This is a genomic window from Novosphingobium profundi (assembly GCF_020524485.1).
Classification (GTDB): Bacteria; Pseudomonadota; Alphaproteobacteria; order Sphingomonadales; family Sphingomonadaceae; genus Novosphingobium; species Novosphingobium profundi_A.
In genome coordinates this window covers 1053988-1073405 of record NZ_JAIVLF010000001.1, presented here as the reverse complement: position 1 = coordinate 1073405, position 19418 = coordinate 1053988, and the positions used below count along the sequence as shown (strand labels likewise).

Sequence of the window (19418 nt, the reverse complement as noted above, 5' to 3'; positions counted from 1 at the left end):
CTCGCGGCCCGTCTTTAGGGCCGGAAACATGAAGATTGCACGCGCACGCGCCGCACCGCTCGGCCGGGCAGGCGGCGTGAAGCGCGATCAGGAGAAGACCCATGACCAACCTCGCCCCCGTGGTAGACCGCGTCACCGACCGCATCATCGAACGCTCGAAGGAAAGCCGCGCGGCGTATCTGGAGATGGTGCGCGGAGAAGCCGGAAAGCACTCGGACCGCTCGTTCCTGTCCTGCTCGAACCTGGCCCACGGCTTTGCCGCCAGCGGCGAGGACAAGGGCGCCATAGCGGCGATGAGCACGATCAACATCGGCATCGTCACCGCCTTCAACGACATGCTCTCGGCCCACCAGCCCTATGGCCGCTACCCCGAGCAGATGAAGCTCTATGCCCGTGAAGTGGGCGCCACCGCGCAGGTTGCAGGCGGCGTCCCGGCCATGTGCGATGGCGTGACGCAAGGCTTCGATGGCATGGAGCTCTCGCTCTTCAGCCGCGACACCATCGCGCTCTCGACCTCCGTCGCGCTGTCCCACGCGATGTTCGACGGCATGACCCTGCTGGGCATCTGCGACAAGATCGTGCCTGGCCTCGTCATCGGCGCGCTGCGCTTCGGACACCTCCCGGCCGCGTTCATTCCTTCAGGGCCGATGCCCAGCGGCATCTCCAACAAGGAGAAGCAGAAAACCCGCCAGCTCTACGCCGAGGGCAAGGTCGGCCGCGAGGAACTGCTCGCCAGTGAAAGCGCCAGCTATCACTCGGCAGGCACCTGCACCTTCTACGGCACCGCCAACTCCAACCAGATGATGATGGAGATGATGGGCCTGCACATGCCGGGCGCCGCCTTCGTGCCGCCCAACACGCCGCTGCGCCAGGCCGTCACCCGCGCAGCCACCCAGCGCGTCGCGGCCATGAGCCGCAAGGGCGACGATTACCGCCCGATGGCCGAAGTCGTCGATGAAAAGGCCATCGTCAACGCCATGGTCGGCCTGCTCGCCACCGGCGGCTCGACCAACCACGCCATCCACATTCCGGCCATGGCACGCGCGGCGGGTATCCTTGTTGACTGGCAGGACCTTTCCGAGCTGTCCTCCGCCGTCCCCCTCCTCACCCGCGTCTACCCCAACGGCTCGGGCGACGTGAACCACTTCCACGCCGCGGGCGGCATGGCCTGGGTCGTGCGCGAACTGCTCGATGCAGGGCTCGCCCACGAGGACGTCCTGACCATCGCGGAGGGCGGCATGCGCGCCTATGCCACCGAGCCGACGATGGACGGCGACCAGCTGACCTGGAAGCCCGCCCCCGAAACTTCGGGCGATGACACCATGCTGCGCCCCGTTGCCAATCCCTTCCAGCCCGACGGCGGCATGCGCCTGGTCGAAGGCAACATCGGACGCGCCACCTTCAAGACCAGCGCGGTCGAGAAGGAACGCTGGACGATCGAGGCCCCGGCCCGCGTCTTCGACACCCAGGAGGCCGTCTCCGCAGCGTTCAAGGCGGGCGAGCTCGACCGCGATGTCGTCGTCGTCGTGCGTTTCCAGGGACCGCGCGCCAACGGCATGCCCGAACTGCACAAGTTGACCCCGCCGCTCGGCATTCTGCAGGACCGAGGCTACAAGGTCGCGCTCGTGACCGATGGCCGCATGTCGGGCGCTTCGGGCAAGGTCCCGGCCGCGATCCACGTCACTCCCGAAGCCCTCGCGGATGTCGATGGCAACTGGGGCCCGCTCGCCTACCTCCAGGATGGTGATATCGTGAAGGTCTGCGCCGAGACCGGCGAACTTTCGACCACCGCCGATCTTGCCAGCCGCGCGCCCGCCGAAGCGCCCAAGCCCGCAATGGGCATGGGCCGCGAGCTCTTCGCCATGTTCCGCTTGTCCGCCAGCGGCGCGGAACAGGGCGGTTCGGCCATGCTCCAGGTCGCAGGCCTGTGAGCGCGGCCGGGACCATCGCACGGCCCGAAGCCACGCCGAAGAGCGGCATGGCCGGGCAACCGGAGAGAGAGATGATCCAGCTTGTCTCCGTCGATATCGGCGGAACCCATGCCCGCTTTGCCATTGCCACGGTCGATGCCGATGGCGCGATCACGCTGGGTGAACCGGCCACGCTCCACACCAAGGACCACGGCAGCTTCCAGCTCGCCTGGCAGGCCTTTGCCCAGATGAACGGGGGCACGCTTCCCAAGGCCGTCTCCTTCGCCGTGGCGGGGCCAGTCGGGGGCGAGGTGATCAAGTTCACCAACAACCCCTGGATCATCCGCCCGGCCATGATCGAGGAGCGCCTGGGCGCCACCAGCTTCACCATCGTCAACGATTTCGAGGCCGTGGGCCACGCGGTCGCCTGCGCGGAGGAAAGCGAGTTCGTCCACCTTGCAGGTCCCGACACGCCCCTGCCCCCGCGCGGAACCCTCAGCGTTCTGGGTCCCGGCACCGGCCTTGGCGTCGCCCATGTCTGGCGCGACGGCGTGAAGGGCTACCACGTTCAGGCGACCGAGGGCGGCCACATCGACTTCTCGCCGCTCGACCTCATCGACGATGCGATCCTGGCGCGGCTGCGCAAGCGCCACAACCGCGTCTCGGTCGAACGGGTGGTTTCGGGCCCCGCCATCGTCGATATCTACGAGACTCTGGCCGCGATGCAGCAGACCCCGCATGTCGACAAGACCGACATCGAGATCTGGACGGCCGGTACGTCCGATTCCAAGGACGATCCACTGGCCGCCGCCGCGGTGGACCGGTTCTGCCTTTCGTTGGGCGCCGCGGCGGGCGACTATGCCCTTGCTCAGGGCGCCAGCGGCGTCGTCATCGCGGGCGGCCTTGGCTATCGCATCCGCGAAACCATCCTCAAGTCCGGCTTCTCGGAGAAGTTCTGCGCCAAGGGGCGCTTTGCCAACATGATGGCGAACCTTCCCGTCAAGCTTATCACCCATCCCCAGCCCGGTCTCTTCGGAGCCGCCGCGGCCTATGTCCGGGAGCACCTTTCCTGATGTCCGACTACGCAGCCCGCGTCGAGGCCGTGATGCGCCTCGCCCCCGTCGTCCCCGTCCTCGTGATCGAGGATGTGGCCCACGCCGTGCCAATCGCCGAGGCGCTCGTCGCCGGTGGCCTGCCTGCCCTGGAGGTCACGCTGCGCACACCCTGCGCGCTCGACGTCATCAAGGCGATGAAGACCGTTCCCGGCGCGACCGTGGGCGCAGGCACCGTGCTCAACCCCACCGACATGGAAAAGGCGCTCGATGCAGGCGCGGAGTTCCTCGTCTCGCCCGGCCTCACCCCGCAACTTGGCGAAGCCGCGCTCAAGGCCGATGCCCCGCTGCTTCCGGGCACATCGAACGCAACCGACGTCATGCTCGCGCTCGACATGGGCTTTGAGCGCCTCAAGTTCTTCCCGGCGATGGCGGCAGGAGGCCCCCCGGCCCTGAAGGCCATTTCGGCGCCGCTCGCGACGGCCAAGTTCTGCCCAACCGGCGGCGTCTCGCTCGCCAACGCGCCCGACTGGCTCGCGCTCGATGCGGTCATATGTGTGGGCGGCAGCTGGATGGTGCCCAAGGGCACGCCCGATGTCGCCAAGATCGAGGCCGATGCACGCGAGGCCGCTGCCCTGAAGGCCTGATCCCACCTCTTTTCCTCCCCACCTGCCTGCAGTTCGCGAAGGAGACATGACGATGACCGGACCCGCCCTCACCACCGTCGAGGACCTCACCGCCCGCCTTCGTGAACTGCACAAGCTCACAGCGCAAACGCCGCTCTACAATCCCGTTTTCCAGCTGGGGCTCGAACTCTCGCGCAAGCTGGAAAACGGGGAGATGTCGCTCGACCACATCGAGGCCCTGGTCGCCGAAATGGAGTGCGAGGGCCTGCGCGCCCGGGCCGCCCGGCTCGACCGGATCCTGGGCACGCTCACCCCCGAAGCGAACGACACCGCGCTCGACACCGCAGCCAGCGAGGACGACTTCACTGCCTTTGCCGCGCGCTGGCAGCGCCCGGCCGGACACGTCGTCTTCACCGCGCACCCGACCTTCCTGCTGACGCAGGCCCAGACCGAGGCGGTCGCGGGCTCTGCCTCAACCGGCGACTTCTCGCAGGCCAGCGTCTGCACGGCCGATGCCACCCGCGACACCATCACTCTCGACTACGAACACACCAAGGCCATGGCCGCGCTGGGGCGGGGTCAGAAGGCGCGCGACCGCATCGCCGGGCGCCTCTTTGATCTCGCCGCTACGCGCTGGCCCAAGCGCTGGAAGAGCCTCCAGCCCTGCCCCGTGCGCTTTGCGACCTGGGTCGGTTACGACATGGACGGGCGCACCGACATCTCGTGGAACACCTCGATCCGCTACCGCCTTCAGGAAAAGGCGATGCGGCTCGAAGGCTATGCCGCCAGCCTCGAGGCGCTAGAACCCGAGATCGCCGGGCGTCTGGCGCGCGCGGCCGCCCACACCTCCGAGATGGCCACCCTTTTTGCAGAGGATTTCTCCGATCCCGGCGCGCTGTCCAAGGCGGCCAACGCGCTCACCGCCGCGCATCCCGACAAGCTCGTCAGCCTCGATGGCATCATCGTCGAACTGGAAGAGGAAGCCCGCCACGCCGGGCATGAAACCGCGCGCGACCTGCTGGTTGTCGCCGCCGCGATGCGCGCCGACGGCCTGGGCATGGGCGGCATTCACTTTCGCGTGAACGCCTCCCAGCTCCAGAACGCGATCCGCCGCCGCATTGATCCCGACGGCAAGCTCTCGCTCTCCAGCCAGGCCGCGCTCATGCGCATGCGCGAGCTGCTGGCCGAAGTGAAGCCGGTGAAGTCCAACTTCGCGGCCCTCGCCATCGAGAACAGCACCGCAGTGCGCCAGTTCCTCGCCATGGCGCAGATCCTGGCGCACATCGACGCCGATTCCCCGATCCGTATGCTGGTGGCCGAGTGCGAACAGCCCACCACAGTGCTCGCCGCACTCTATTTCGCGCGCAAGTTCGGGATAGAGGACATGGTCGATGTCTCGCCCCTCTTCGAGACCGAGACCGCGCTCGAACATGGCGGCCGCTTCCTCGACGCCGTCCTCGCCGAACCGGCCTTCCGCGACTACGCGCGCCTGCGCGGCCGGATCTGCATCCAGACCGGTTTTTCCGACGCGGGCCGCTTCGTTGGGCAGATCCCGGCCGCGCTTGCCATCGAGCGTCTGCAGGGACGCTTGGCCGAAGCCATGGCGGCCAACGCCATGACCGATGTTGCCGCGCTCATCTTCAACACCGGCGGCGAATCCATGGGGCGCGGCTGCCATCCCTCCAGCGTCGATGACCGTTTCGACTGGCAGATGTCGCCCTGGGCCCGCCGCCGCTTCCTGCGCGCCGGGATCAAGCTGGAACCCGAAGTCTCCTTCCAGGGCGGCGATGGCTACTTGTGGTTCGGCTCGGACGAGCTTGCGCTCGCAACGCTTACCCGCATGGCCGAGCGGCCGCTGTGGGGCGCGGACCCCGACGCGCAGACCGACGTCTTCTACCGGCGGACCGACCTCAGCCTCGACTTCTACCGCAACATCCGCAGCGTGCAGCACGCACACCTGGAATCGAGCACTTATTCCCGCGCGATCACGGCCTTTGGCCTGGGCATGCTGAACGACACCGGCAGCCGCAAGTCGCGCCGCCAGTCCGACCTCGCCTCGGACCGCACGATGAACCTGCGCCAGATCCGCGCGATCCCGCACAACGCGATCCTCCAGCAGCTGGGCTACCCGGTCAACGTGATCGCGGGCGTGGGCACGGCGGCAGATGGCAACGTCGAGGAGATCGCCGAGCTCCTGAAGGACAGCGCGCGCGGCCGCCAGATCATGCGCCTTGTGCGCGCGGCCGATTCCATTGCCTCGATCAAGACGGTGGGCGCCTATGGCGAACTGTTCAACTCTGCCTACTGGGCCAGCCGTCCATACCGTGGCGATGAGCAGTACATCACCGATGCCTGCCTCAAGATCGGCGAGTACCTAACCAAGGATGACCGCACCGGCGTCTTTCGCCGCCTCGCCTCGCGCCTGCGGGTGGACGCGATGAAGCTGCACAAGCTTATGGACCTTGTCCCTGACGAGCAGCCCCTCCCCGACCGCGAGCACACCCGCCGCTCGCTCGGTGTGCTCCAGGCCCTGCGTATTGCGCTGATGAAGCACATGTTCCTGCGCGCGGTCATGGTCCCGGCCTTCAGCCGCGCCAACGACATCAGCCGCGACGACGTGCTGGAGATGGTCTTCACCCTGCGCACCGAAGATGCTCTGGCGCAGCTGCGCCGGGCCTTCCCGATCCACTTCCCCTCGATCCAGGACTTCGAGATCGACGAGCCCAGCGAATACCCCGATGGCAGCGCGGCCGGCTATGGCCAGATCCACGAGGACTACATCCAGCCGATCGAGCGCAGCCATGCACTGGGCCTTCGCATCACCACCGCCATCGCCAACGAGTTCGGGGCCCATGGCTAATCATACTCACATCTGAGCCGGAACCCCGTGCTTGCCCTCCCGTTATAATTATGTTTCGTACTCGAAAAATGATCAAACAGGGAAAGGAGCGCGCCGGATGACCGGACTGACCCACGAGGAACAGGCGCTGATCGCGCCCATCGAACGCGCGCCGATCGAGGCGCGCACGCTCGACTGGGCAGGTGTGAACAGCGGAACCGCCAACTTGGACGGCCTCGCCACCATGGCGGACAAGCTGGGAGAAGCCTTCGCGCAGTTGCCCGGCGAGCTCTCGCTCGTCGAACCGACCGCGGTCGAGAAAGTGGACAGCGAAGGCAAGCCGCGGGCCCAGCCGCACGGGCGCCACCTCGTCCTTTCGGTCCGGCCCGAGGCGGCACGCCGCGTGATCCTGACCGGCCATATGGACACGGTCTATGCCCGGGAGCACCCCTTCCAGACCTGCGACTGGCTGGATGGCGACACCCTGCACGGCCCCGGCACTGCGGACATGAAGGGCGGCCTCGCGCTCATGCTCGAAGGGCTTCTGGCCTACGAGAAGGCGCAGCCGACGCTGGGCTATGACGTGATGATCAACGCCGATGAGGAGACAGGCTCGCTCTCCTCGAACGCGCTCATTGCCCGGCTTGCGAAGGACAAGCTCTTTGCCCTTACCTACGAGCCTGCGCTTCCCGATGGCTCGATGGCCCGCGCGCGGCCCGGCTCAGGCAACTACGCGGTGGTGATCCACGGCCGCTCGGCCCATGCAGGGCGCAACCCGGAGGACGGACGCAACGCCATCCTGGCCGCCAGCGACCTGGCCCTGCGCCTTGCCGCGGGACGGCGCGACGGCTTGTCGGTGAACCCCGCCCGGATCGAGGGTGGCGGCCCCAACAACACCGTGCCCGACCTCGCCATCCTCCACTTCAACCTGCGCCCGCGCACGCCCGAACTGGCCGAAGCCGCCGAGGCGCTGGTCGAGGCCGCGATTGCCGAGGTCACCCGCCTTCACGAAGTCGCGATCCACGTCCACGGCGGCGTCTCGCGCCCGCCCAAGCCGATCTCGAACCGGACCGATGCCCTCTATGGCGTCGTCTCGAAGGCCGCCGCGGACCTGGGCCAGGCGATGAGCTGGAAAGACACAGGCGGGGTGTGCGATGGCAACAACATCGCGGCCACTGGCGTCCCTGTCCTCGACACCATGGGGGTTCTGGGCGGCGCTATCCATTCGCCCGACGAGTTCATGCTCGCCTCTTCGCTCGCCCCCCGCGCGCAGCTGACTGCGCTTGTTCTCCACCGCATTGACCGCAAAGGCCTGCCTGAATGACCTTCCTTCTGCGCCCTGCCCGCGAAAAGGATCTCGAAGCGCTCTACCGCATGGCCAAGTCGACGGGCGGTGGCTTCACCAATCTGCCGCCCGACCGCCCCACCCTGCGCACCAAGCTGCAGACGGCGGCCGCCTCCTTCGGCCGCACCGAAGAGGCTCTGGGCGACGATCTCTTTCTCTTCATCCTGGAAAACACCGAGACCGGGCGCATTGCCGGGACCTGCCAGATCTTCTCGCAGGTGGGCATCAAGTACCCCTTCTACTCCTACCGCATCGGGCGCATCACCCAGCACTCCAAGGAGCTCGACCGAACTTTCCGTGCCGAAATGCTGACGCTGTGCACCGACCTGGATGGGTCGAGCGAGGTGGGCGGCCTGTTCCTCGATGCAGGCGAACGCGCGAGCGGAGTAGGCAAACTGCTCGCACGCAGCCGTTACCTGTTCATGCGCGGGCACCGCGCACGCTTTGCCGACCGCACGCTGGCGGAACTGCGCGGCGCCATTGACGATGCCGGCAACTCGCCCTTCTGGGACGGGCTGGCCGGGCGCTTCTTCGACATGTCCTTTCGCGACGCGGACGAGTTCAACGCGCGCCACGGCCACCAGTTCATCGCCGATCTCATGCCCAAGCACCCGATTTACACCGCGCTCCTCTCCGAGGCCGCGCGGCAGGTCATGGGCCAGCCGCACTATTCCGGGCGCCCCGCCAAGCGCATGCTGGAGAGCGAGGGCTTTGCCTTCCAGAACTATGTCGACATCTTCGACGGGGGCCCCTCGATGATGGCCGAGACCGACCGCATTCGGACCATCCAGGACGCCCAGGACGTGCGTGTCGCCAGCCTGAGCGCGGCCAGCGAGGATCCGCCCAGCCACATCGTCTCGTGCGGCAAGCTCGCCGATTTCCGGGCTTGTCTTGCCCAGGTCGACGAAGCGGGCAGCGGCGCGATCACGCTTGACGCGGAAAGCGCCGCACTCCTGCAAATCGCCCCCGGCGACACTGTCACCATCGCGCCCGTCTGAGGAAGACGCCCACTATGATCACCGAAATCAACTTCGACGGCATCGTCGGCCCCAGCCACAACTACGCCGGTCTTAGCCTGGGCAATCTCGCCTCGGCCAAGAACACCGGCAAGATTGCCCGTCCGCGCGAAGCTGCTCTCCAGGGCATTGCCAAGATGCGCGCGAACCTTGAACGCGGCTTGCCGCAGGGCCTGTTCCTGCCCCAGCGCCGCCCCGACGAGGGCTGGCTGAGGCAGCTGGGCACGACCATCGAAGCGGCCAGTCCCGCGCTGCGCGCCAACGCGCTGTCCGCCTCCTCGATGTGGGCCGCAAACGCGGGTACGGTCAGCCCGGCTTCGGATTGCGCCGATGGCCGATGCCACATCACCGTCGCCAATCTGGTCACCATGCCCCACCGCAGCCACGAATGGCGCGAGACACTGGCACAGCTCCTCCTCGCCTTTGCGGACGAAGAGGCGTTTGCCGTTCACGCGCCGGTCCCGGCACCGTTCGGCGACGAGGGCGCGGCCAACCACATGCGCCTGTGCGCACGCCATGACGCGCCGGGCATTGAGGTCTTCGTCTACGGCGAGACCGGCGGCCCCTTCCCCGCGCGCCAGCACCGTGAGGCGAGTGAGGCCATCGCACGGCGCCACGGGCTCGATCCCGCCCGCACCGTCTTCGCGCTCCAGTCGCCCGAGGCCATCGCGGCGGGCGCCTTCCACAACGACGTCGTCGCGGTCGCCAACGAGCGTGTGCTCTTCACGCACGAGCAGGCCTTTGCCAACAAGGACGCGCTTTATTCCGAACTACGCGCCAAGCTGCCCGAGATCGAGATTGTCGAAGTGCCCGCCCACGCGGTCAGCCTTGCCGATGCGATCACGTCCTACCTCTTCAACGCCCAGTTGGTGACGCTGCCCTCGGGCGAGGCCGCGCTGGTGCTCCCCGGCGAAGCGCGCGAGACACCTGCGGTATGGAACTGGCTGGAAGCCCATGTCGCGGGCAATGGCCCAATCCGCCAGCTCTTCGTGCACGACCTGCGCGAATCCATGGCGAACGGCGGCGGTCCTGCCTGCCTGCGCCTGCGCGTGGTCGCCGATCCGGCCGACGTGGACCCACGTTTTCTTGCGACGCCCGAGAAGCTCGACGCCATCGCCGCCGTGGTCAAGGCCCACTGGCCCGAGACGATCGCGCCTGACGACCTCGCGAGCCCCGAGCTCTGGGCCCAGTGCATCGCCGCGCGCGCGGCTCTTTGCACCGCGCTCGACCTTCCCGAGCTCGACCGGGACAGCTTCTGAACGGCAACGGGGGCGGATCCTGTCCGGTCCGCCCCCGCTCCTGAACATCGCTAGTAAGGTACCTGCCCCGGCGCTGCGGGCGCCGGAGGCGGGGGTGTGCGCACCGGACGCGGACTGCCCTGCCCTCGTGTCACGTTGACGGGAGGAGGCCCATTGGGCTGACGGCCGGTCGCGCGGTTGAGGAAATCATCGGTCGCCGCGGCCGGTCCCTGCGGAGCGGGTGCCGGGGCATAAGCCGGAGCGGGCCCTGGCCCATAGGCCGGATCGCCAACTCCCGAACCGTCCTCGTAAAGCGGCTCATCGCCGTTCGCACCAGGGCCCTGCGCGTCGGGGTAGACGACGTTACCGTACTCATCGACGTAATAGTACTCGTCCGGATCACCCTGGAGGTATTCGTCGTCGGGCTCCAGCTGCCATTCGGGCAACTTGAGCTCGGTCTCGAACTGCTCGACCGGACGGCCCTTTACCGCGACCGCCATGTAGTCATGGAAGGCGCGGGCGGGCGCGTGTCCGCCCGACAGGCCCGCCACGCGCTTGGCATCGTCGCGGCCCATCCATACACCTGTCGTGATCCCGCTCGAGAAGCCCAGGAACCAGCCGTCCTTGTTGGAGGACGTCGTACCCGTCTTGCCCGCGACCGGGCGTCCGATCTGCGCCGCTCGGCCAGTGCCGGTGGCCACCGTCGTCTGGAGCAGGTCGGTGATACCGGCGGCCACATAGGGCGGGACCAGCATCTGGCCCTGGACCGACTTGTGCTCGTAGAGGACTTCGCCCGAGGTCGTGGTGACCTTGCGGATACCAAAGGGTTCGACCGACGTGCCCCCGGCCGAGACGGCAGCAAAGGCCTGCGTCATGTCGATCACGCGCACTTCCGAGGTCCCCAGCACCATCGAAGGATTGGTGGAAACCGGCGTCGAGATACCAAAGCGGCGCGCCATGCTGGCCACCGTCCCGAAGCCCACTTCCGAACCCAGCTTGGCCGCGATGGTGTTCTTGGAATAGGCAAAGGCCGTGCGCACGTCGATCTCGCCCGAATACTTGCGGTTGGCGTTCTGCGGGCTCCAGCCATCGATGGTGACCGGCTCGTCGACCACGGTGTCATCGGGTGTGTAGCCCGCTTCCAACGCGGCCATGTAGACAAACAGCTTCCAGGCCGAACCGGGCTGGCGCACCGCGCTCGTCGCGCGGTTGTAGTTCGAGGTGACGTAGTCGGTGCCGCCCACCATCGCCAGCACGCCGCCATCGCGGTCAAGGCTGACGAGTGCCCCCTGTGCGCCCTTGGGCGCGTTGGCATCGACGGCCTTGGTCGCGGCCTCCTGCATCTTGGGGTCGAGCGTCGTCCACACTTCGATCGGCTCGCTGGTTTCAGGCAGCAGCATGTCGAGCTGGGGCAGCGCCCAGTCGGTGAAGTAGCGCACCGAGTTCTGCCCGGCATCAACCGCCATCTCGATCTGGGTGAGGTCGATCGAATTGGCTTCGGCCTGCGAAATCGCGCCCGTTTCCGCCATGAGGCCGAGCACGACCTTGCCGCGCCCGATCGAGGCTTCGACGTCGGCGGTCGGGGAATAGTGGGACGGCGCCTTCACCAGACCTGCGATGATGGCCGCCTCGCCGGTCGAGAGCTCGGTCGCGGGGTGGCCGAAGAACTTGCGGCTTGCCGCGTCGATGCCATAAGCACCTCCGCCAAAGTAGACCTTGTTGAGATAGAGCTCGAGGATCTGGTCCTTGCTGAACTTGCGCTCCATGGCGAGCGCCAGGATCATCTCACGGCCCTTGCGCCCGAAGGTCCGGGCGTTGTTGAGGAAGATGTTGCGCGCCAGTTGCTGGGTGATCGTGGAAGCGCCTTCGCGGAAGTGCCCGCGCTCCACACGGACCTTGAAGATGCGCGCCAGCGCCACCGGGTCGACACCGATGTGATCGCGGAAACGCCGGTCCTCGGTGGAGACGATGGCGTCCTTCATCACCTTGGGAATCTGGTCGTAACTCAGCCACTTGCCGTAGCTGGGGCCCAGCGAGACGAGCTCGGAGCCGTCGTTCGCCCGCACCACGATCATCTGCCCGTTCTGACTGCTCTTGAGCGAGGTCATCCCCGGCAGCTCGCGCATGGTGAAGAACACGGCCGTGCCAAGGAAGATGGCGCCGAGTAGCGCCAGCGCCGTGCCCCAGATGAGAACGCCGCGCACGATGCGACGCGCCAGCGGCGGCTTGGACGGCGACTTCTTGCGGGGGGACGCGCCGGATGCGGGGCGCCGGCCGGGTTTCTTGGCCATCGGAGTACTGGAATTCCCTCTTGCGGACGACGATTGTCCGTTCGACGCCCTACACCTTGCAGAAGGAATTGTAACCTGCCGTTAACAGCGCATGGCGAGCGTGTTCAGCACTTCATCGAGTGGGCGGGCCGGGACATCCCGGAGCCCCAAAGTGAAGAACAGGATTCAAGGGGTCATCACCCCTTGACCCCACAATCGGTGACCTCACCCTTCCCAGCCAAGGCGGCGCGCGGAAGGTGAGGTAGACAGTTCGGGGAGCCCGAGGGCGATGGCCCTCGGAGATCACTTTTCCTACCCCCTACTCACCCTCCTCGGGCTCGAAATCGAGCGAGGCGCTGTTGATGCAATAGCGCAGGCCCGTCGGACCGGGGCCATCGGGAAAGACGTGACCCAGGTGCCCCTCGCAGCGCGAGCAGAGCACTTCCACGCGCACCATACCGTGGGACATGTCGCGCCGCGTCTCGACGGCATCTTCCTCTACCGGGGCGGTATAGGCGGGCCAGCCGCAGCCCGAGTTGTACTTGGCCTCGTTGGTGAAGAGCGGCGCGCCGCACCCGGCGCAGAAGTAGGTGCCGTCCGCATAATTCTTGTCGTACTTGCCGGTAAAGGCGCGCTCGGTTCCGGCCTCGCGCAGCACATGGTACTGCTCGGGCGTGAGCTTCTCGCGCCATTCGGCTTCGGTCATGGCAAGCTTGTCGTCGGTCATCGGCTTCTCCGCTGTCTCAGGCACGCGATATGGGCATCGCCGCGTAAATGCCAAGCGCGCTCACAAAGTGGCGAACAGCACCATCATGCGCTTCCACGCGCGGTCGGCCTCTTCGGGATCCCAGGCCGGGGAATCGGGAACGCACCAGCCATGATCGGCGTCGTAAACTTCGATCTCGGCCTCGCGGCCCGCGCTCGCCGCGGCTTCGCGCAGCTTCGTCTTCTGCTCGGGCTGGCGCGCATCATCGTTGCGCGCAATCGCAAAAAGATAGGATGCCTTGGTTTCGTCCAGCAGCGCGTCGGGACTGTCAGGCTCGCCCGTCACCAGCCCCGCCCCGTGGAACGAGGCGGCTGCCCCCACCCGTTCGGGTGCGGCAATGGCCGTGCGCACGGTGAAAGGCCCGCCCATGCAATAGCCGTTCGAGCCGATCTTGCGGGAGGTGTCGACTTCCTCGCGCGCGTCAAGAAACGCGACAAAGGCCGCGCCGTCGCGGGTCACCGCCTCCGGGCTCAGCGCTTCACGCATGGGGGCGATCTTCGCCTTGCCCTCCTCGGTACGCCAGTCGGAAAAACTGGTCAGAACCGGCGCGGGGCTGGAGCGGTAGTACTGGTTGACAACAAGGACCGCGTAGCCTTCTGCAGCCAGCGCCCGCGCCATGATCTTCTTGGCATCGCGAAGGCCTGCGATGTCCGGCCACATCACGATACCGGGATGCTGCCCGGTCGAGGGGTGGACAAAGAACGCATCGCACACACCGTCCTCGGTGGTGATCGAGACCATCCGCTCGCGCAGGTCCGAGCCCTCTTCGCCGGCACTTCCCGCTTTGCCCGCACAGCCGACGAGCGCCGCTCCTGCGCCCAGCGCGGCGAACTGGCGGCGGTTGAGCCCGCCTTCGCGGCGCGTCGCATCATCAGCCTCGGTAAATTCGTCGCACATGGATTCTCGTCTCCCTCGCTTGGCGCTCGCACCAGACTATCGGGCGGGCAACGCGCTGGCGAGGCCCACAGTTGCCCCCTCCTGCAAAAAGGTCCGCCCCATGCCGGATGGCGCGGGGCGAGCCTTTCACGAAACGCGAAATCCGGGCAATCAGCCCTTGAAGACAACCGTGCGGCCACCGTTCAGAAGGACGCGCTCCTCAAGGTGCAGGCGCACCGCTTCGGCCAGCACGCGGCGTTCGATGTCGCGGCCCTTGCGCACCATGTCCTCGGGCGTTGCGGCGTGGGTCACGGCCTCCACGTCCTGGTGGATGATCGGACCTTCATCGAGGTCCGCAGTCACATAGTGCGCGGTCGCCCCGATCATCTTTACGCCCCGCGCGTGAGCCTGGTGATAGGGCTTGGCGCCCTTGAAGCCGGGCAGGAACGAGTGGTGAATATTGATGCAGCGACCCGAAAGATAGCGGGTCATGTCATCCGAAAGGACCTGCATGTAGCGCGCCAGCACGACCAGCTCGGCACGGGTTTCTTCGACCAGCGCACGCAGTTTGGCTTCCTGCTCGGGCTTGGTCTCCTTGGTGATCGGGAGGTGGTGGAAGGGGATGCCGTCGAGCAGGTGCGTCGTCACCGCCTCGCGCGGGTGGTTCGAGACCACGCCCACGATGTCCATGTTGATCTCGCCGATGCGCTGGCGATAGAGCAGATCGGCGAGGCAATGGTCGAACTTGCTGACCATGAGCAGGACGCGGCGCGCACGGTCGCGGCGCTGCATCGTCCAGGCCATGCCGTATTCGAGCGCAATGGGGCCAAAGCCCTCGCGGATCTCTTCGCGGTCGGTCGTGCCCGGATCAAAGGCCACGCGCATGAAGAACTTGTTTTCGAGCAGGTCATCGAACTGCTGCGCCTCGACGATGTTGCACCCGCACTGCGCGAGATAGCCGGTTACGCGCGCGACGATACCGGGCCTGTCCGCACACGACAGCGCGAGAATGAGGGGCTGCGACACTATTTTCTTTCCTCGTCTTGAGCGTGTTCCAGGAGCCGACCGAGCGGGGGGATGGCAAGGACTGACACACAGCTGACTGCGCGCCCTTGCCCGCATCGAACGGCAACATGAATTCCTGTCTGTTCAGAATGCGATAGGCCGCCCCGGATGTCGAGCCCGGGACGGCCTTGATCACCTGCAAAAATGTGGCGTCCCGCAGCCTTCCCGGCAGGTGCCGGGCTCAGCCAGGGGCACGGGTTGGGCGCTCAGGCGGCCGAACGCTTGGTAAGCGCAGCCTCGCTCTCGACCAGGAGCGCCGCGATGATCTCGGCCACCGGCTCCTCGGCCTTGACCATGCCGACCGACTGGCCCGCCATGACCGAGCCGCCCTCGACATCGCCGTCGATGACCGCGCGGCGAAGGGCGCCCGCCCAGAAGTGTTCGATCGCCAGCTGCGCCTCGCCCATGTCGAGCTCGCCCGCATCGAGCTTCTTGGCGACTTCGATCTGCTTGGCGGTGAACGCCTCGGTGCCCTTGTTGCGCAGCGCGCGGACGGGGATCACCGGCAGGCGCGGGTCGACCTGGACCGAGGCGATGGCATCGCGCGCCGAGGCACGGAAGAACATCTTCTTGAAATCAGGGTGCGCGATGGATTCGCTGGCGCAGGCAAAGCGCGTACCCAGCTGCACGCCCGAAGCGCCCATTTCGAGGTAGCCTGCCATGGCCTCGCCGCGGCCGATACCACCTGCCACGAAGACGATGTTGTCCTCGGCCAGCGTCGGCAGGATTTCCTGCGCCAGAACGGAGGTGGAAACCGGACCGATGTGGCCGCCCGCCTCGTTGCCTTCGATCACGAGCGCGTCGGCGCCCGAACGCAGCAGCTTCTTGCCCAGCGCCAGCGTGGGCGCAAAGCAGATCACCTTGGCACCGGCCTCCTTGATCGCCTCGACACTGCCCTTGGGCGGAATGCCACCGGCCAACACGACATGACCCACACCGTGCTGCGCGCAGATCGCGATCAGCTCGAAGAGCTGGGGGTGCATGGTGATAAGGTTCACGCCGAAAGGCTTTTGTGTCAGCGTCTTCGTGGCGGCGATCTCGGCGTCGAGCAGTTCGGGCGTCATTGCCCCACAGGCAATCACGCCAAAGCCGCCCGCATTGCTGATTGCCGCGACGAGGTTGCGCTCGGACACCCACGACATGGCGCCGCACAGGATCGCCGTCTCGGTCCCGAGGAATTCGCGCCCCCGAGCCATCAGGGCGAGTGTCTTGTCGTGTGCGGTCATCGAAGGTCCTTTGCGCGGTAAGCCGAACGAAGCGCCATAAGGGCACGAATCGTCCCCGACAAGACGCGAAGCGGGAACCAAATCGGATCGCCTCCGTTATGAACCGACGTTCATTTTACAAAGGCAGCTGCATGTTCCTATCCAAGACCGAAGGGCTCACCCCAGCCGCCCCATTTCGGAAAGTCATGCAGATTCCAACAGATTACCAGCTTAGTGGCGAAACTTTTGAAGACGTCCTCGACCTTGAGGCCGCCGTTCGGCTTGCCGCCAGCACGACAAACTCCGGCGCACGGCCCGACGTCATGGATATCCACGATGCCTGGATAAAGTTGCAACCGCGCCTGCCGCAGGCGGCCTGGCAGCATCTGGAACCCAGCATCGCGCGCATGCTCGACGCCTTCAACGATCGCAACACCGGCGCGATGCAGCGCGAGCAGGAGCATATTGCCGCGCGCCTTGCCGAACTGCGGCGCGTCGCGGCCTGATCGCGGGCCTGGCCAGAGGCCGGGCACTCATTCCCACCGACATATCCCGAAGGCCCGGACTTTCGGGAATAAAGCGCGACCAGGGGGCAATCCCCCCGCCCCCTGGCCGCGTCGCGATCCGCCTGGCACTAAGGCCTCACCCCCATGAGACCATGCCCGGCGGACGTTCCACCCGGTCCACGAGGGACCGGGGTCGCGTAACTAAGCGCCCTTACAGCGTAACTGTGAACTCCCCTGCCAGATCGGCCTTGGAGCTGCCACCTGCCCAAACGTCGAAGACACTGGCATCCTGAATCCAGTCCTTGGTGACCGAACTCCAGTAGCGCAGATCGTCCGCCGTCAGCGTGAAGGTGACGCGCTGTGTCTCGCCCGGCTGGAGGGCAATGCGGCGGAATTTCTTGAGCTGGCGTTCCGGGCGCGAAGACGTGCCCGAACGCTGGTGGATGTAGAGCTGGGCCACCTCGTCCGCGGCGCGCGAACCGGTGTTGGTGAGATCGAAGGACACCTCGACCGGCTCGCCCTTGGCCACCGCGTCCTTCGCCACGGTGAGGTTGCCGTATTCGAAGGTGGTGTAGCTCAGGCCATAGCCGAACTCGTAGAGCGGCGCGTTGCTCGCCTGGTCCCAGTAGCGCGTGTCCGCCCCCCAGGGAGCGTGCGAGATCATGCGATCATAGCTGAAGGGCGCCTGCGAGCCGTCGCGGATCCAGCTGATCGGCAGCTTGCCGCCCGGCACCGCGTCACCGGTGAGGAGATTGGCGATGGCGGGGCCGCCCTCGGAGCCGGGATACCACGCTTCCAGCACAGCATCGGGCTTGGCGCCCTGCAGGTTGATCGGACGCGCGTTCATCAGGACGACGACGACCGGCTTGCCCGTCGCAATGACCTCTTCCAGCAGGCGCTGCTGGTGTCCGGGAAGTTCGAAGGAGGCACGCGAGGCGGCTTCCCCTGCCATGTTCTGCGCCTCGCCCAGGACCAGGACGGCAACGTCCGCGCCCTTGGCCGCGGCCACTGCACGGTCGAACTCCGCCGCCGTCTTCGCCTCGTCGACCTCAGCAAACTCGGGCAGGTCCACGGGCGGGTTGATGTCGTCGAAGAAGGAGCGATTGATGCGCTTGGGGATCGGCACGCCCGGCGCGTAGGTCACCTTGACCGTGTCGCCCAGCTTGGCCTTGAGCCCTTCCAGGACGCTGACGCCGACGGGCTTGGGGCCGGGGAACACCCAGGGGCCAAGCTGGTCATGCGGCGCATTCGCGAAGGGGCCGATCAGCGCAATCGACTTGGTTTTCGTGGTGTCGAGCGGAAGCACGCCCTTGCCGTTTTCCAGGAGGACGGCGGCGCGCTCGGCGGCCATGCGCGCAATGTCGCGGTGCTCGGCCTTGGCGGCCACGGACTTTGCCTTCGCAGGATCCGCGTAAGGCTGTTCGAACAGGCCAAGACGGATCTTGGCTTCGAGCAGGCGCAGCACGGCCGTGTCGAGCGTCTTTGCATCGAGCGTGCCGTCCTTCAGCGACTGCGCGAGCGAGAGCATCGGGCTGCTCTTGGCCGGCATCTCCATCGACAGGTCGAGCCCGGAACGGATCGCGCGGACCGCGGCCTCCTCCGGATTCGCCGCAGCGCCCTGACGCACGAGCGAGGACACGTTGTTGGCATCGGAGACGACGAAACCGTCAAAGCCCCATTCCTTGCGCAGGACCTCGTTCAGCAGCCACGAACTGGTCGTCGCGGGCACGCCGTTGAGCTGCATGTAGGCCGCCATGATGTTGCCCGCGCCCGCATCGATGGCCGCCTTGAAGGGTGGGAAGTAGACGTTGCGCAGCTCGTTGTCGGAGAGGTCGACCTCGTCGTAGTCGCGTCCGCCAAGCGACGCGCCGTAACCGGCAAAGTGCTTGGGACCGGCCAGGATGCGCCCGGGCGTTCCGATCTTCTCGCCCTGGAAGCCCCGCACCTGTGCGGCCGCCATCGCCGCGCCCAGCACCGGGTCTTCGCCCGCGCCCTCGACGATACGGCCCCAGCGCGCATCGCGCGCGATGTCGACCATCGGCGCGAAGGTCCAGTTGACGCCCGCCGCGCGCGCTTCAGCCGCCGCGACCGCCTGGCCCTTCTCGGCCACGGACGGATCCCAGGACGCGGCCATTGCCAGCGGCACCGGCATGATCGTGTGGAAACCGTGGATCACGTCAAAGCCGAACAGCAGGGGAATGCCAAGGCGGGTCTTCTCGACCGCGATCTTCTGCAGGCGGTTGATCTCGACCGGGTCGGTCATCAGCAGGAGCGAGCCCACCTCGCCGCGCGCCACGGCATCTTCCACGCTGATCGCGCTCGTCATCGCTTCGGACGAGGTCGCCGACGCTTCGCCAAGGTAGAAGTACTGGACCAGCTGCCCAGCCTTTTCCTCCGGCGTCATCTGCGCCAGCAGCGCCTTCGCACGCGCCGTGACCGCCTCATCCTCGGAGCTTGCCGCCACGCGCGCCTCGGCCCGGTTCGCCATGCCGCCCACGACGAGAGCGCCCGCCGGAACCAGGCAGGTGGCCATCAGGAGAAGACGCCCGAGCACGCGGCGCGTCGGCGTGCGGCGTGCGGTGGGGAGGCTGGCTTTCAAATCATGTACTCCAGATAGGCTGTGCAAACGGAGCGCGGGCCAAGACGCCTCGCATGCGCCCGGCGCAATGTTCTCGCACGGGTAGGCGGCCTCGCCCTGCCCCGA

General features: G+C 66.8%; 14 protein-coding genes. 8 read left to right on the top strand and 6 right to left on the bottom strand.

Annotation, left to right across the window (positions count from 1 at the left end; all coding sequences use genetic code 11):
• Nucleotides 1-101: 101 nt before the first annotated feature.
• The 7 genes from edd to LC060_RS04690 all read left to right on the top strand — a co-directional run bounded on the left by edd (nt 102) and on the right by LC060_RS04690 (nt 10047).
• On the top strand, nt 102-1931 hold the full coding sequence (gene edd, locus LC060_RS04720; protein WP_226633167.1) for a phosphogluconate dehydratase: 1830 nt from the start codon (nt 102-104) through the stop codon (nt 1929-1931).
• Nucleotides 1932-2002: 71 nt separating this feature from the next.
• On the top strand, nt 2003-2983 hold the full coding sequence (locus LC060_RS04715) for a glucokinase (RefSeq protein WP_226633165.1): 981 nt from the start codon (nt 2003-2005) through the stop codon (nt 2981-2983).
• A complete protein-coding gene (gene eda / locus LC060_RS04710) occupies nt 2983-3609 on the top strand; it encodes a bifunctional 4-hydroxy-2-oxoglutarate aldolase/2-dehydro-3-deoxy-phosphogluconate aldolase (RefSeq protein ID WP_226633163.1) in 627 nt (208 codons plus the stop codon). Before LC060_RS04715 ends, eda begins: the two co-directional genes overlap by 1 nt.
• Nucleotides 3610-3661: 52 nt before the next feature.
• On the top strand, nt 3662-6448 hold the full coding sequence (locus tag LC060_RS04705) for a phosphoenolpyruvate carboxylase (protein WP_226633161.1): 2787 nt from the start codon (nt 3662-3664) through the stop codon (nt 6446-6448).
• A gap of 97 nt (nt 6449-6545) precedes the next feature.
• Entirely contained in the window at nt 6546-7751 is a 1206-nt protein-coding gene (locus LC060_RS04700; protein WP_226633159.1) for a hydrolase, read from the top strand.
• Entirely contained in the window at nt 7748-8770 is a 1023-nt protein-coding gene (locus tag LC060_RS04695) for an arginine N-succinyltransferase (RefSeq protein WP_226633157.1), read from the top strand. The genes LC060_RS04700 and LC060_RS04695 overlap by 4 nt, the downstream gene beginning before the upstream one ends.
• Before the next feature lie 14 nt (nt 8771-8784).
• Complete coding sequence (locus LC060_RS04690) at nt 8785-10047, top strand: N-succinylarginine dihydrolase (RefSeq protein WP_226633155.1); 1263 nt, start codon at nt 8785-8787, stop codon at nt 10045-10047.
• Nucleotides 10048-10097: 50 nt separating this feature from the next.
• On the opposite strand, the gene LC060_RS04685 is transcribed toward LC060_RS04690, so the two are convergent.
• The 5 genes from LC060_RS04685 to LC060_RS04665 all read right to left on the bottom strand — a co-directional run bounded on the left by LC060_RS04685 (nt 10098) and on the right by LC060_RS04665 (nt 16229).
• Nucleotides 10098-12317 carry a transglycosylase domain-containing protein gene (locus LC060_RS04685; RefSeq protein WP_226633153.1) on the bottom strand — a complete coding sequence of 740 codons (2220 nt, stop codon included), beginning with the start codon at nt 12315-12317 and terminating at the stop codon, nt 10098-10100.
• A gap of 298 nt (nt 12318-12615) precedes the next feature.
• On the bottom strand, nt 12616-13023 hold the full coding sequence (gene msrB / locus LC060_RS04680) for a peptide-methionine (R)-S-oxide reductase MsrB (protein WP_226633152.1): 408 nt from the start codon (nt 13021-13023) through the stop codon (nt 12616-12618).
• 60 nt (nt 13024-13083) lie between these two features.
• Nucleotides 13084-13959, bottom strand: a complete 876-nt coding sequence (locus LC060_RS04675; RefSeq protein ID WP_226633150.1) for a dienelactone hydrolase family protein — start codon at nt 13957-13959, stop codon at nt 13084-13086.
• Nucleotides 13960-14109: 150 nt separating this feature from the next.
• On the bottom strand, nt 14110-14964 hold the full coding sequence (gene purU / locus LC060_RS04670; RefSeq protein WP_039388211.1) for a formyltetrahydrofolate deformylase: 855 nt from the start codon (nt 14962-14964) through the stop codon (nt 14110-14112).
• 245 nt (nt 14965-15209) lie between these two features.
• A complete protein-coding gene (locus LC060_RS04665; protein ID WP_226633147.1) occupies nt 15210-16229 on the bottom strand; it encodes an NAD(P)H-dependent flavin oxidoreductase in 1020 nt (339 codons plus the stop codon).
• Nucleotides 16230-16327: 98 nt separating this feature from the next.
• Between LC060_RS04665 and LC060_RS04660 the strand changes: the two genes are divergently transcribed.
• Nucleotides 16328-16714, top strand: a complete 387-nt coding sequence (locus LC060_RS04660; protein ID WP_226633145.1) for a hypothetical protein — start codon at nt 16328-16330, stop codon at nt 16712-16714.
• 211 nt (nt 16715-16925) lie between these two features.
• Here LC060_RS04660 and LC060_RS04655 read toward each other — a convergent pair whose 3' ends face one another.
• The gene (locus tag LC060_RS04655) at nt 16926-19313 is read right to left on the bottom strand and encodes a glycoside hydrolase family 3 N-terminal domain-containing protein (protein ID WP_226633143.1); all 2388 of its coding nucleotides are present in this window, start codon (nt 19311-19313) and stop codon (nt 16926-16928) included.
• Nucleotides 19314-19418 lie beyond the last annotated feature (105 nt).